Below are 14,257 nucleotides of genomic sequence, written 5' to 3'. Positions count from 1 at the left end.
CCGGACTCAGCACCACGGATCTTCGCGATGTTGTGTCCGGAACCTGGTTCGCGAGGAGTCGGGTCAGGCGCGGAGGCGGGCGCGCTCGGCGCGGGCGGCGGCCAGCAGCACGGCGGCTCGGGCGTCGAAGGAGTGCTCCGCGGCGATGCGCGACGCGACCGCCGCCCGCTCGGCAGCGGACGGCCACACGCGTGCCGGGTCGAGGAGCGCAGCGAGCTCGTCACGGGAACGCGCGACCGCGAGCGTCGGGACGTCGAGCACCTCGGTCAGCCCGGCGACCTCGTCGGTGACGACGACTCCCCCGGACGCCAACACGTCGAACACCCGGTTCGACACAAAGCCACCGGCCGCCATGTCCGCCCAGTGGTCGTTGAGCACCACGCGCGCCGAGGCGTAGGCCGTGGCGACCTCGGCCCGGCTCAGCGATGGTTCGCCGAGCGCTGCGTCGGGGACCACGCCCTGCCACGCCGGGCCGTGCACGCGAAGGTCGGCTCCGAGCGCCACGGCATCGGCGACCACCGGGCGCGCGGCGCCGCGGGTCGAGCCGACGAAGACCACCCGGTCGGCATCGGGGCTCGTCGTCGCCCGCGCGCCCGGGTGGAACACCGCGGGGTCGGTCGCCTGCAGCAGCGTGCGGACCGGGACCCCCGATCGCGCTGCGGCCGTCGCACCCCAGACCGGACCGGCAGCGAACGCCGCGTCGAACGACCGGAGCTCGGTGTCGGAGACGTCGTCGGGATGGCTGATCACCCAGAGGAGGTTCACCGACGCGGGGTTCGGCGGCACCCGGTCGAGCCCGCGGATCACGAGCGTCACGTCGTCCGAGGCATCGTCGTCCCGCACGTGGGCGTCACGGCGGTCGATCCGGACACGCTGCCCGAGCCGCTCGAGGGCCCCGGCCAGCTCGGCGGCGAAGTGCACGTCGCCCCAGCCGTCACCCTCGGGCCCGGCGGGAGCGGCGATCTTCAGCGACCAGGTGAGCGGGTCGGTGGCGCTGCTGGTCGTCCGGCGGACCGGTGTCACCGGTCGCGCTCCCCACGGCGGCAGCGGCGGCCCGGCCACGACGTCACGTGTCGCTGGCCCACGGTCCCGCCATGCGCTGAACGCGTCGACGGTCGCGGCGTCGACCGTGCGGCCGGCCTCGACCGAGCGGGTCGCCGCACCGACGACGCGCACCGGTCCGCCGTGGACATCGGCGACGGCGCGGGTCCAGGCAGTCAGGGTCATGCGTTCGTCCGGGAGGCACGGTGCCGGCACCAGCGCCGCCCCCGGCATCGAGAGCACTGGTTGGTCCGCCGCGAACACGGCGTCGGCGTCCTCGGCGGCGCCTCCGGGAACGGCGTCGTCGGACCAGGGCAGCGCCCCGGGACGGAGGAGCCGGGCGCCGGAGCGGAGTGCGCCGTCCGGCAGGCGGACCCGTGCCTGTGCCACCGCGTCGGCCGCGGCGAGGGCCCGGAGACCGGCGGCATCGATCGTCACCGAGGTGTCGACGAGCACGAGGACCCGTCCGACCCCGGCGGCGAGGCCGGCGTTGATCGCGGACCCCAGGCCGTCGACCGGCACGGTCCGCACCCACGGCAGGCGACGACCGAACGGATCGCGCGGCGAGGCGTCGGCGACGTAGCTCACGGCGCGGACGTCAGTGCCGCGGCCGAAGGCCTCGCGGGCGACGGCGACGAGGCGCGTGACCTCGGCGTGCCGGTCCGACCGGGTCGTGACGAGGACCGTGACGTCCTGGTCCAGGTGCGGCAGGGGGTCGTCGAAGCCGGCCACGCGGACGACGTCAGTCGTCGCTGCGGGCGTGGGACGGGCCTCCCGGTCGGGGTGGTCGGCAGCCGTCGTGTCGCGACGACGGCGACCGAACCACCCAGAACCGGACGCCACGGGCGGTGCTAGGCGCCGAGGAGCCGCTGGAGGTAGACGCCGTAGCCGCCCTTGACGAGCGGCGCGGCCAGCTCGGCGAGCTGCGCGTCGTCGATCCAGCCGTTGCGCCAGGCGATCTCCTCGATGCACCCGATCTTGAAGCCCTGGCGGTCCTCGATGACCTTGACGTACTCGGACGCCTGCATCATCGACTCGAACGTGCCGGTGTCGAGCCACGCGGTGCCACGGTCGAGGACCTGGACGCCGAGTTCACCGGCCTCGAGGTAGCGCTCGTTGACCGTCGAGATCTCGAGCTCGCCACGGGCGCTCGGCTCGATCGTCTTCGCGATCTCGATGACCTTGTTGTCGTAGAAGTACAGGCCGGGGACGGCGTAGTTCGACTTCGGCTCGGCCGGCTTCTCCTCGATGGAGACGGCAGTGAAGTCGTCGTCGAACTCCACGACGCCGTAGGCCTTCGGGTCGGCCACGTGGTACGCGAAGATCGTCGCGCCGTCGACCTCGGTGTTCTTCCGCAGGTTCGTGCCGAGGCCGGTGCCGTGGAAGATGTTGTCGCCGAGGACGAGTGCGACGCTGTCGTCGCCGATGAAGTCCTCGCCGATGACGAAGGCCTGCGCGAGCCCGTCCGGGGACGGCTGCACGGCGTACTGGATCTCCATGCCGAAGGCGGAGCCGTCGCCGAGCAGGGCCTTGAACTGCTCGTTGTACTCCGGCGTCGTGATGACGAGCACTTCGCGGATGCCGGCCATCATCAGGGTCGACAGGGGGTAGTAGACCATCGGCTTGTCGTAGATCGGCATGAGCTGCTTGCTGATGCCCTTGGTGATCGGCCAGAGGCGCGTGCCGGATCCACCGGCGAGGATGATGCCCTTCATCGGGATCGCTTCCTTACTTCGTTACTTCGTCGTGCGGAGAGACTCGGTGTAGGCCACGCACTCCTCGTACGTCGGCAGCAGACCGGCGGCGGCGGCCGCTTCGAGCGTCGGGGCGCTCGTGTCCTTCTCGGAGAGCACCGGCTCACCGATGCCGTCCGGCAGTTCGAGCCCGACGGTCGGGTCGAGGATCGTGATCCCCTTCTCGCGTTGGGGGTCGTAGTGCGCGCTGACCAGGTAGTTCACGGTGGAGTGGTCCTCGAGCGCGACGATCGCGTGGCCGAGGCCCTCGGACAGGTACACGGCCTTGCGGTCGACGTCGTCGATGCGGACCGAGTCCCACTGCCCGAACGTCGGCGAACCGACGCGGATGTCGACGATGTAGTCGATGAAGGCGCCACGGACGGCGGTGACGTACTTCGCCTGGCTCGGGGCGACGAGGGCGTAGTGGATGCCCCGCGCGACGCCGGCCGACGAGATCGACATGTTCACCTGGCGGAGGTCCAGCGGGTGACCGACCGTCTCCTCGAGGACGTCGGCCCGGTACGCCTCGAGGAATGCTCCTCGTGCGTCGCCGTGCTGGACGGGCGTGAACTCCCACGCGCCGGGGATCTTCAGTTCGCGGATCTGCACCGGGGAAGCCTAGCAAGGTGGCGCATCGCATAGGCTGTCCTGGTTCTGTGCCCCGCGCCCCGCGCGCTGCGACTCCCGAAACGAGACCAAGCGAGCCCGTGAAGCTATTCGTCCAGATCCCCTGCCTCAACGAGGAGAACACCCTCGCCAGCGTCATCGACTCGATCCCGCGTGAGATCGACGGCATCGACGAGATCGAGATCCTGGTCATCAACGACGGCAGCACCGACCGCACCGTCGAGGTCGCCAAGGAACACGGCGTCAAGCACTTCGTGCACCACACGACCAACATGGGTCTCGCCCGGTCGTTCCGCGACGGCGTCGACTACGCCCTGCTGCACGGTGCCGACATCGTCGTCAACACCGACGGCGACAACCAGTACCCGCAGGCGCAGATCGCCGAGCTCGTCCAGCCGATCCTGCGCAAGGAAGCCGAGATCGTCATCGGCGACCGGCAGACCCGCACGATCGAGCACTTCTCCGGCTTCAAGAAGCTCATGCAGCGCTTCGGGTCGTGGGTCGCCAGCCGCGCCGCCGGGCTCGACCTGCCCGACGCCGCGAGCGGGTTCCGCGCGTACTCGAAGTACTCGCTGATCCGCCTGAACATCGTCACGCGCTTCAGCTACTGCATGGAGACCATCGTGCAGGCCGGCTACAAGCGCCTGGCGATCGCGTCCGTGCCGATCACGACGAACCCGAAGACGCGCGAGTCCCGGCTGTTCAGCAACATCTTCCAGCACATGTTCGAGTCCGGCTCGGCGATCGCCCGGGTCTACCTGATGTACCGGCCGATGGCGCTCTTCGCCTGGGTCAGCGTGATCCTGGGCGGGCTCGGGCTCTGGCCACTCGTCCGCTACCTGGTGCTGCTCGCGATGCAGACCCCCGGCAACCACCTGCAGTCGATCATCCTCGGTGTGGTGCTGCTCATCACGGCGCTGCTCTCCATCGTGATCGGCGTCGTCGCCGACCTCACCCGCCTCAACCGCACGCTGGCCGAGGAGCAGCTCGACCTGCAGAAACTGCAGCGGTATGGCGACTGACACGGCCCCGGCCGTGTCGGGCACCGTCGCCCGCCCACGGGTCGACCGTGCCGAGCGCGTCGTCGTCATCGCCCTGACGGTCGCGTTCGCCGCCGTCCTGGCGGTCTGGGCGATCGTGACGACCACCTACAAGGCGCCGGACGAGCCGACGCACGTCGACGCCGTCCTGCACCTGGCGATCGGTGACGCCTGGCCGGAGCCGGGCGCGATGCACTACCTCAACGCCACGCACGACACGCAGATCAGCAACCTGCGACAGCCGGCGTCCGACAACGCGACGTGGGGCGAGCTGCTGCGGGAGTTCCCCGGGGTGCACCCGACGAGCATCGACCAGATGTCGCAGCACCCGCCCACGTACTACGCGCTGGCCGCCGGGGTCCTCCACCTGGTGCACTTCGAGGACCTGCGGTGGGACCACGCCGTGATGGCCCTGCGGCTGTTCGACGCCCTGCTCGTGCTGCCCCTGCCGTTCCTGGCGTGGGCCACGGTGCGTCGGCTGACCCGCTCGCCCCGGGCTGCCGTGGTCGGCGGGGCGGCGATCCTGGCCGTCCCCGAGGTCGCGTCGATCGGTACCTCGGTGACGAACGACGCCCTGATGCTGCCCCTCGCGGGTGCGCTGGTGTACTTCGTCGTCCGGCTGCTGACGGGCGACCAGCGGGTGCGGACCACGGTGTGGATCGGCCTGCTGCTCGGCGCGATGCTGCTGACCAAGGGAACTGCCCTGCCCGCCGTCCCCTTCGTCGGGATCGCGGTGATGGCGGCGGGCTGCACCCGCGCGACCGTCTGGCGGAACGTGCTGCGCACCACCTGGACGCTGGGGATCGCCGGCGTCGTCGGTGGGTGGTGGTGGCTGCGGAACATCCTCGTGTACCACGCGATCCAGCCCGACGGCATGGCCTACGCCCGTCCGTCGATGCCGTTCCCGGACGACACCGCGGCCAGTCCGGAGGTCTTCCTGCGCGACTACTGGAACGGCGTGACCCGCACGTTCTGGGGCAGCGTCGGCGGTCTGACGCAGTTCCAGTTCGCCCAGTTCCTGATCGACGGCCTGACCATCGTGTCGATCGCCGGCATCGTCATCTGGGCGTTCCGCCGCGGCCCGTCGCTGCGACCCGCGATCGTCCTGGCGTCGTACCCCGTCATCCTGATCGCCCTGCACATGCAGAGCGGGTGGGGCGGCTACGTGCGGAACACGATCGTCGCCGGCACCCAGGGCCGCTACTACTACCCCACCCTCATCGCCCTCATCGCCCTGAGCGCCCTGGCCTGGCGGCGCGTGACCGTCACCGCGGCCGGCGCCACACGACTGGCCGTCGGCATGTCCGTCGCGGCGACGGCCATCGCCCTCTACGGCGTCGTCTACGCGCTCCGGGCGTTCGGCCGTGACGCCGCGTTCTGGATCGACGAGTTCTCGATCGTCAAGTTCGACCAGTACGGCATGCTCGCTGCCGGCGGGAACTTCACGCTGGCCACCGTGGCAGCGGTCGCGCTGATCGCCACGGCGGTCCTGCTGGTGCGTTTCGTGCGCCGGACGGCGGTGACGGCGTGACCGCCCGCCGCGAGTGGGTCGTGCTCGGCACGATCACCGTCGCGTGGCTGGGCCTGCTGCTCGGCTTCGCCCTGCTCACCCCGGCGTTCGGCGCCCCCGACGAGCCCGCGCACGTCGACGCCGCGTTCCGGCTGGCGCTCGGCCTCGGGTGGCCGCACGGCGGCGAGATGCACTACCTCGCCGCCATCCGGCAGATCGTGGAGCACCCGGTGCCCGCCGTCGACCGCCCCACGGTCGACGCGCTCCTGGCGGCGGTCCCCGGCGACTCCCCCGCGATCGACCCGATGTCGCAGAACCCGCCGACGTACTGGCTCGTCGCCGCGGGCATCCTGCGCCTGATCCGCTTCGGGGCGCACGACTGGGCCACCTCAGTGCTCGTCCTGCGCCTGTTCGACGTCGTGCTCGTGACCGCGCTGCCGGTGCTCGTGTGGGCGACCGTCCGCCGGGTGACGCGGTCGCCGCGGACCGCCCTGGTCGCACCGCTGCTGCTCTTCGCGGTGCCGCAGCTCGCGCAGGTCGGCGCCGGCGTGACGTCGTGGGCACCGATGATCCTGCTCGGCGCCGTGCTCGTGTGGCTGAGCGTGCGGGTGCTCACCGGTGACCGGTCGTGGTGGACCACGGCGGGGTTGGCCGTGGCGGTGACCGGGCTCGCGGCGATCAGCGCGCTCGGTCTGCTGGCGGTGCCGTTCGTCGTCCTCGTGTTCGCGCTGGCCCGCGACGAGCGCGGCGAGCGCGGCGAGCGCGACCGGGACCGCGACCGCGACCGCGACCAGCGCACCGCACGTCCGTGGCGCCGGTCGGCCCTGCACGCCGGCGTGGTCGTCGTCGCTGCCGCCGCGGTGTCCGGCTGGTGGTGGGTCCGCACGCTGCTCGTCAGCGGGACCCTGCTGCCGGACGCCCTGCGCGGCGTCACCACGGTGCAGCCGTACCCGTCGGGCGGCGCGAACCCCGGCGCGTTCGCCGGTCGGCAGTGGGACGGCCTGACCGCCTCGTTCTTCGGGGACTTCGGCGCGAACCAGTGGCCGCTGCCGCCCATGGTCGTCGACGCCCTGGCGATCATCGGTCTCGTCGCCCTCGGCTGGTCGTACGCGCGTCGCGGCGCCGGACGCCGGGTGATGACCATCGCCCTGGTCTGGCCGGCGCTCGTCGTCGTCGCGACCCTCGCCTACAACTGGCGGAACTACCTCGGCACGCACCAGGGCAACGGGCTGCAGGGCCGGTTCCTGTTCGTGGCCGTCGTCGCCCTCGTGCTGTCGCAGGCCGTGGCGTGGCGTGCCCTGGTCGTCCGTCCGGAACTGCGCCGCCGGCTCGCCCGGATCGCCGCCGTCGGCTCGTTCGCCATCGCCCTGTACGGCATCGGCATCGCGTACCGCGGCGCGTGGGAGAACGTCCAGTTCCGGGTCACCCCCGGCGGCCTGTCGGCGATGGCCGGTGGCTCGCTCGCCGGGCCGCTCCCGATCGCGCTGGCCGGGGCACTGTTCCTCGTCGCCGCCGTCGCAGCCGCCGTGTTCGTCTGGCGCGCGGCCGCCGTGCCGAGCACCACGGCCGCCGTGCCGGGCACCACGGCCGCCGTGCCGGGCACCACGGCCACCCCCGTCACCGGGCTCCCGCTAGAATCGCCGCCGACCCACGAACCGACCGTCAGGAAAGAGAACTCGTGAAGATCCTCGTCACCGGAGGAGCCGGCTTCATCGGCTCGAACTTCGTCCGCCGCACCCTGGAGGACGCGTACCCCGGCCTCGAGGGCGCCGAGGTCGTCGTCTACGACGCGCTGACCTACTCCGGCAACGAAGCGAACCTCGCACCGGTCGCCGACTCCCCCCGCTACACCTTCGTGCACGGCGACATCCGCGACGCCGCGAAGCTCGACGAGGTCGTCCCGACGGTCGACGCGATCGTGCACTTCGCCGCCGAGTCCCACGTCGACCGGTCGGTCCGCGACTCCGGCATCTTCGTCGAGACGAACGTCGTCGGCACCCAGCGCCTGCTCGACGCTGCGCTCCGCCACGGCACCGAGCGCTTCGTGCACGTCTCCACCGACGAGGTCTACGGCTCCATCAGCGAGGGCTCGTGGGACGAGGAACGACCGCTCGAGCCGAACTCCCCGTACTCGGCGTCGAAGGCCGGCAGCGACCTGCTCGCCCGCAGCTACCACCGCACCCACGGGCTGAACCTCTCGATCACGCGCTGCTCGAACAACTACGGGCCGTACCACTTCCCCGAGAAGGTCATCCCGCTCTTCGTCACGAACCTCATCGACGACGTGCACGTCCCGCTGTACGGCGAGGGCAACAACATCCGCGACTGGCTGCACGTCGACGACCACACCCGCGGCATCGCGATGGTCCTGACCCGTGGCCGCGCCGGCGAGATCTACAACATCGGTGGCGGCACCGAGCTCACCAACAAGGAGCTCACGCAGCTGCTCCTCGACGCCACCGGCAAGGACTGGTCGTACGTCGACCGCGTCGCCGACCGTCTCGGCCACGACCTGCGCTACTCGGTCGACATCTCGAAGATCCAGGCCGAGCTCGGCTACGAGCCGCAGGTCCCCTTCGAGCAGGGCCTGGCCGACGTCGTGCAGTGGTACCGCGACAACCGTTCGTGGTGGGAGCCGCTCAAGGAGCGCGCAGCGATCGCATGACCAGGTACCTCATCACCGGCGCCGCCGGCATGCTCGGCCGTGACCTCCGGGCCGCGCTCGCCGGCCGCGACGTCACGGCACTCTCGCGCGCCGAGCTCGACATCACCGACCCGGCCACGGTGGACGCCGCCGTCGCCGGACACGACGTCGTGATCAACTCCGCCGCGTACACGAAGGTCGACGACGCAGAAGACCACGAGGACGACGCCTTCGCCGTCAACGCGACCGGCCCGAAGCTCCTGGCCGAGGCCGCGGTCCGCCACGGTGCGAAGCTCGTCACGGTGTCGACGGACTACGTCTTCGACGGCAACGGCACCGCCCCGTACGCCGAGGACGCCCCGACCGACCCGATCAACGCCTACGGCCGCACCAAGGCCGCGGGCGAGGCGTTCGTGCGCGAGATCGCCCCGGACACGTCGTACGTCGTCCGGACCGCCTGGATCTACGGCGCGCACGGACCGAACTTCGCCGCGACGATGCTCCGGCTGGCCGGCTCGCACGACACCGTGAGCGTCGTCACCGACCAGGTCGGTCAGCCGACGTGGACCGGCGACCTCGCCGCGCGGATCGTCGAGCTCGTCGACGGCGACGCCCCCGCGGGCGTCTACCACGGCACCAACGCCGGGCAGGGGTCGTGGTTCGACTTCACCCGCGCCATCTACACCGAGCTCGGACTCGACCCCGAGCGCGTCCTGCCGACCGACAGCGCCGCGTTCGTCCGGCCGGCGCCGCGCCCGGCGTACAGCGTGCTCGGCCACGACGGCTGGTCGCGCGCCGGCCTGGCGCCGATGCGCGACTGGCGCGAGGCGCTGCGCGCCGCGGTGGCCGCAGGAGCGTTGACGAAGTAGGCACGGCAGTCGACCGGGAGGCCCGGATCACGTCCGCCGCGTCGCGAACGTGATCCGGGCCTCCCGTCCCGGTCTCCTGCCGCGGCTTCCAGGGGGCGGCCCACCGGCCCTGGTAGGGTCGGGCAGCCGGGCGCCGGGCCGGTCCTCGGCCCCATCACCACGACGAGGAGAGCAGCACCATGACCACCCTCCACGTCCTCGTCGACCAGGTCGTCGCACCCGTTCCGGGTGGCATCGGGCGGTACGCCGAAGAGCTCGCCCGGCACCTCGTCGCGAACGCGCCGAGCGGCTGCGACGTCGCCGGGGTCGTGTCCGCGGTCAGCTCCGACGAGATGGCCCACCTGCGCACCCTGCTGCCCGGGCTGTCCGACCTGCAGCGTCTGCCGCTGGCCCGTCGTGAACTCTCGCTCGCGTGGCAGGGCGGCTTCGTCGGTGGCATCGCGAAGGGCATGGTGCACGCGCCGAGCGTCCTCGCTCCCCTGGTCAAGCACGACCGGTTCCAGGACCCGGGCCGGCAGACCGTCGTCACCGTGCACGACACCGTGCCGTGGACGAACCCCGAGACCCTGACGCCCCGCGGCGTCCACTTCCACAAGGCGATGGTGAAGCGCGCGTGGAAGCACGCCGACGCCGTCGTCGTCCCCACCCACGCGGTCGCGAGCGCACTGAACGAGATCCACCGGTTCGACGACCGACTGCGCGTCATCGGCGGAGCTCCGAGCGGTCGGCTGCGGCTGCCCGTCGACGCCGACCTGCGCGCCGAGCGTCTCGGTCTGCCGGACCGCTACGTGCTGGCAGTCGGCACGCTCGAACCACGCAAGGCGCTCGGGTCCCTGATCGAGGCGCTCGCGCACCCCGACGCCCCCGCCGACATCCCGCTCGTGATCTCCGGCCCGGACGGCTGGGGCGACGTCGACGTGTACGGCACCGCCGAGCGCGCCGGGCTCGCCCGCGACCGGGTGAAGGTGCTCGGGCGGATCGACGACGCCGACCTCGCCGTGGTCTACGACCGGGCCACGGTGTTCGTGTTCCCGAGCTTCGCCGAGGGCTTCGGCCTGCCCGTGATCGAGGCGATGAGCTTCGGCACCCCGGTCATCCACTCCGACGACCCCGCGGTGGCCGAGGTCGCGTCCGACGCCGGGGTGACCGTCGCCCGGAACCCGCGGGACTCCTACCCGGAGCGGATCGCGCAGGCGGTGTACCAGGTCGTCAACGACCCGTTGCTCGCGGGGCAGCTCGCCGTCGCCGGGCCGGACCGTGCCCGGATGTACGACTGGAGCGACTCCGCCGCCGAGACCTGGCAGCTGCACGCCGACCTCTGAGCCGGCGCGGCCGTCGCGTCACTCCTCGGAGATGCACGTCACTTCTTGTACGTGTACGTGCTGACCCAGTCGATGTACAGGTGACCGGTGGCGCCCCAGTTGCCGACCTGGAACATGTACCGGTGCGCGGTCTTCGGCACGTGCTTCGTGATCGTCTTGATCACCTTGCCGTCGAGGCGGTAGCGCACTGACTTCCCCGGGATCCACTCGATCGAGTACGTGTGCCACGACCGCCACGAGACGCCGGTGCTCAGGCTCGTCGCGTTGACCTCCTGGCCGGGGGTCATCGAGTGGTGGTGCAGCATCGGCTGCTGCTCGAAGTTCGCCTCGGGGTAGTCGATCTCGCCGTCCGACCACTTGTCGGACGACGGCCAGAGCATGAACGCGGCGCCGTTCCCGTCGCCGCCGGTCGCCTTGGCGCGGACGATGAACTTGCCGCCCTTGTGCCCCCATGCACCCGACGGGGTGCCGAAGGTGCCGGCAGCGCCGTGCTTGCCGTCCAGCTTGACGTCCATGTACCCGTTGTGCGAGCTGATCTGGGCGCCCGAATAGTACATGCCCCCGGTGCCGTCCGGGTAGGGCTGCCACGACTTCGCGTAGGTCGTGGCGAACTTCCCCTTGGCCGCCGCCGCCGTGCTGAAGTTCTCGCGGAAGGTCTGCTTGAAGTTCCCGACGTTGCCGATCGGTGCCGAGCTGGCGGACGCTGCGGTTCCCGTGCCGAGCGGTCCTGCGACGAGTGCGGCGCTGAGGAGCACGACGGTGAGTGCGGCCCGCTTGGTTGCACGTTTCTGCATGAGCTGTCACTCCCTGACGTGACGGTTCGCACCCGTTCCCGTGGGTGCCGGGCGGCCGGATCTCGACCACCCGCCGTTCACCGTAGTTGCGAAATGCAGCCCGCGCGCGGGGTTGACAGAACCGCTTTATCCCCAGTACGCGGGGGTTGCAGAACGTTCCGTCTACGTCGAAGAAGTGCTGATCAGCGCCGTGTTGCGTCCCCCGTTCTGGGGCTGCCGGCGACTCGTGGGCTCCGGCAGGCGGTGGTGTTCAGACCCGCGTGCGACGGCGGCGGGACGACACGACCGCGGTGACGACCGCGGCGAGGACAGCGACGACCGCGACCACCGCTGCGACCTCGGCCACGTGCGACGCCAGGAGCCACGACTCGAACTGCGACTTCGTCGCGACGACGTGCTCGTCCGTGCCTCGGATCCACCAGGACACCGGTCCGGCGCCCCGTGCGGCGACGGCGCCCACCACGGCGGCGACGACCGCGACACCGACCAGGACGAGGGTGGCGGTGTGGCGACGGAGACGAGCGGGCATGGCGGTAGCGTAGCGCGCATGACCCGATGCGAGGAATGCGGCCGACCGATCACCGGCGAGGTCGTCCGGACAGCGACGCGGACGCTCGACCGTGCCTGCGCCGACCGGACGAACGCGATCGCGTACGGCGTCCTGAACGGCGGGAACCCGTTCGACGGTCCCGGGGCCACCCGCGCGGAACGCTCGAGGGAGTCGCGCAGGCGCGCGGAACGCTAGAGGGAGTCGCGCAGGCGCGCGGAACGCTAGAGGGAGTCGCGCAGGCGCGCGGCCTTCTCCTCGACCAGTCGCTCGAGGCCGTCGGCGTACTCGGTCAGGCGAGCCGCGACCGCGGGCTCCGAGGTGCCGATGATCCGCGCGGCGAGGAGTCCGGCGTTCGCGGCACCGTTGATCGCCATCGTCGCCACCGGGATACCGGCCGGCATCTGCACGATCGACAGCAGCGAGTCGAGGCCGTCGAGGCGTGCGAGCTGCACCGGGACACCGATGACGGGCAGCGTCGTCATCGAGGCCACCATGCCCGGCAGGTGCGCGGCGCCACCGGCACCGGCGATCACGACGCGGATGCCGCGCTCGGCGGCGCCGCGTGCGAACCGGGTCATCTTGTCGGGCGTGCGGTGCGCCGACACGACGTCCGCCTCGAACGGGATGCCGAGCTCGGCCAGGATGTCGGCCGCAGCGCGCATCGTCGGCCAGTCGGAGTCCGACCCCATGATGATCGAGACGAGCGGCTGGACGGGTGCGTCGGTGTCGGTCACACGACGAGCCTAGCCGAGCAGCACGCGGCGCCAGGCGTCGTCGTCACGGCCGATCGTGCGCTCCCCCGTGACCCACCGGACCGCCCGTTCGTCGGCCGTCCCGCGCTCGACAGCGGCGCGCACCGCACCACGCCAGGCCCCGACGTCGTCCGGCACCGCGACGGCCCCGTGGGCCCGCGCCACGGCGTAGGAGGGCCGGTCCGAGACCACTGCGGGCAGTCCGAGTGCGGTGTACTCGAGGAACTTCAGGTCGCTCTTCGCGCGGTTGAACTCCTCGTCACGCAGTGGCGCGACACCGGCACGCCAGCGCTCCCGGTGCGCCACGAGCCAGCGGGAGAACGCCGGGTAGTGGCCGTCCGGCACCTCGACGCGGCGGAACCAGTCGGCGCCGCCCTCGTCGGTCACACCGATGACCTCGAGCCGGATCGGCGTGCCGTCGGTGGTCGTCAGGTCGGTGAAGACGTCGCGCAGGAGTTCGAGGTCGGCGGCGTGGGTGAGCGTGCCCATGTAGAGCACCCGGTGCTCTGCTCCGGGGCGATCGTCGTCGTCCTCGGTCGCGCCGGCGGTCCACAGCCCCGGGTCGAGGGCGTTCGACACGACCGTGACGTCGCGGGCGACCGGGCGCACGACCTCGGCCAGTTCCGGTGTGCTCACGACGACCGTGTCGGCACCGCGGACCAGTGCGTCGATCGAGGCGAGGCGGTCCGGGTCGTACTCGGCGCGGGCGAGGCGCTGGCGGCCGGACTCGGTGAAGAAGTCGTCGTCGACCTCGCCGACGACGCGGACGCCGCGGGCCGCAGCCGCCGCGAGGAAGGGCTGCACGGCGTCGCGCGGCAGGATGTCGCGCTGCACCAGGACGGCGGCGTACGACGTCGTGTCGGTCCCGTCGACGAACGCGACGGGGTCGACTTGGCGGACCTCGGCCGTGCCACTGGCCGCCAGGTGCTCGGTGCGCCGGACGACGCGCACGTGGGCGGATGCGGGGTGGGCGCCGTCACCGCCCGCGACGACGTAGCCGAGGACCGGCAGCGGAGCGGGCACGGGGGGCGTCCCGGCGACGACCCGGCGGAGTCGACGAGCGGCCCGGCGGACGAGATCACGCGGCATGTGCCCATCCTCTCGCACCGGGCGACCTGGCTCGCACGCAGTGATCGGACGCGCACCGTGCGGAGTTCGTCGCCGGGGAGCCCGCTGACCGATCCGTGCGAGCCTGCATGACCGCACCCAGCGATCAACCTCGCACCGAGTGAGCAGTGCCGCACCGTGCGCAGGGAGGAGAACAGGCGAGCACCGTGCCCCGTTCCCCACTCCTGTCGTCGCTGACCGCTCCGTGCGAGCCTGCATGACCGCACCCAGCGATCAACCTCGCACCGAGTGAGCAGTGCCGCAC

Annotated in this window: 13 protein-coding genes; 6 read left to right on the top strand and 7 right to left on the bottom strand. The window is 71.7% G+C overall.

Features of this window, described 5'->3' with window-relative positions; translation table 11 throughout:
* Window positions 1-63 precede the first annotated feature (63 nt).
* From EDF23_RS16615 to rfbC, 3 genes are read right to left on the bottom strand one after another with little or no spacing between them, the layout of a single operon-like run.
* The gene (locus tag EDF23_RS16615) at window positions 64-1,884 is read right to left on the bottom strand and encodes a glycosyltransferase (RefSeq protein WP_131922431.1); all 1,821 of its coding nucleotides are present in this window, start codon (window positions 1,882-1,884) and stop codon (window positions 64-66) included.
* An 8-nt stretch (window positions 1,885-1,892) separates the two neighbouring features.
* A complete protein-coding gene (gene rfbA / locus EDF23_RS16610; RefSeq protein WP_111085998.1) occupies window positions 1,893-2,756 on the bottom strand; it encodes a glucose-1-phosphate thymidylyltransferase RfbA in 864 nt (287 codons plus the stop codon).
* Between the two features lie 21 nt (window positions 2,757-2,777).
* Entirely contained in the window at window positions 2,778-3,386 is a 609-nt protein-coding gene (rfbC, locus tag EDF23_RS16605) for a dTDP-4-dehydrorhamnose 3,5-epimerase (RefSeq protein ID WP_111085999.1), read from the bottom strand.
* A 98-nt stretch (window positions 3,387-3,484) separates the two neighbouring features.
* On the opposite strand from rfbC, the gene EDF23_RS16600 reads away from it, so the two are divergent.
* The 6 genes from EDF23_RS16600 (at window position 3,485) to EDF23_RS16575 (ending at window position 10,789) form a co-directional block, all read left to right on the top strand.
* Window positions 3,485-4,426, top strand: coding sequence for a glycosyltransferase family 2 protein (locus tag EDF23_RS16600; protein WP_111086000.1), 942 nt, complete (start codon window positions 3,485-3,487; stop codon window positions 4,424-4,426).
* On the top strand, window positions 4,416-5,975 hold the full coding sequence (locus EDF23_RS16595) for a glycosyltransferase family 39 protein (RefSeq protein ID WP_123292219.1): 1,560 nt from the start codon (window positions 4,416-4,418) through the stop codon (window positions 5,973-5,975). Before EDF23_RS16600 ends, EDF23_RS16595 begins: the two co-directional genes overlap by 11 nt.
* Entirely contained in the window at window positions 5,972-7,636 is a 1,665-nt protein-coding gene (locus EDF23_RS16590; protein ID WP_131922429.1) for a glycosyltransferase family 39 protein, read from the top strand. Before EDF23_RS16595 ends, EDF23_RS16590 begins: the two co-directional genes overlap by 4 nt.
* Window positions 7,633-8,619, top strand: a complete 987-nt coding sequence (gene rfbB, locus EDF23_RS16585; RefSeq protein ID WP_111086003.1) for a dTDP-glucose 4,6-dehydratase — start codon at window positions 7,633-7,635, stop codon at window positions 8,617-8,619. Before EDF23_RS16590 ends, rfbB begins: the two co-directional genes overlap by 4 nt.
* Window positions 8,616-9,467 (top strand): dTDP-4-dehydrorhamnose reductase, encoded by an 852-nt coding sequence (gene rfbD, locus EDF23_RS16580; RefSeq protein ID WP_131922427.1) that lies wholly within the window; start codon window positions 8,616-8,618, stop codon window positions 9,465-9,467. The genes rfbB and rfbD overlap by 4 nt, the downstream gene beginning before the upstream one ends.
* A gap of 179 nt (window positions 9,468-9,646) precedes the next feature.
* The gene (locus tag EDF23_RS16575; RefSeq protein WP_123292216.1) at window positions 9,647-10,789 is read left to right on the top strand and encodes a glycosyltransferase family 1 protein; all 1,143 of its coding nucleotides are present in this window, start codon (window positions 9,647-9,649) and stop codon (window positions 10,787-10,789) included.
* 38 nt (window positions 10,790-10,827) lie between these two features.
* Here EDF23_RS16575 and EDF23_RS16570 read toward each other — a convergent pair whose 3' ends face one another.
* From EDF23_RS16570 to EDF23_RS16555, 4 genes are all read right to left on the bottom strand, one after another.
* A complete protein-coding gene (locus EDF23_RS16570; RefSeq protein WP_131922425.1) occupies window positions 10,828-11,583 on the bottom strand; it encodes a glycoside hydrolase family 16 protein in 756 nt (251 codons plus the stop codon).
* Window positions 11,584-11,833: 250 nt separating this feature from the next.
* Window positions 11,834-12,112 (bottom strand): hypothetical protein, encoded by a 279-nt coding sequence (locus tag EDF23_RS16565; protein ID WP_131922422.1) that lies wholly within the window; start codon window positions 12,110-12,112, stop codon window positions 11,834-11,836.
* Between the two features lie 242 nt (window positions 12,113-12,354).
* Window positions 12,355-12,867, bottom strand: a complete 513-nt coding sequence (purE, locus tag EDF23_RS16560; protein ID WP_111086008.1) for a 5-(carboxyamino)imidazole ribonucleotide mutase — start codon at window positions 12,865-12,867, stop codon at window positions 12,355-12,357.
* 9 nt (window positions 12,868-12,876) lie between these two features.
* Entirely contained in the window at window positions 12,877-13,974 is a 1,098-nt protein-coding gene (locus EDF23_RS16555; protein WP_131922419.1) for a hypothetical protein, read from the bottom strand.
* Window positions 13,975-14,257: the final 283 nt, after the last annotated feature.

The sequence above is a fragment of the Curtobacterium sp. PhB128 genome (genome assembly GCF_004340725.1).
GTDB lineage: Bacteria > Actinomycetota > Actinomycetes > Actinomycetales > Microbacteriaceae > Curtobacterium.
The sequence above is the reverse complement of the archived record's forward strand: the minus strand, read 5'-3'. Positions and strand labels throughout refer to the sequence as shown.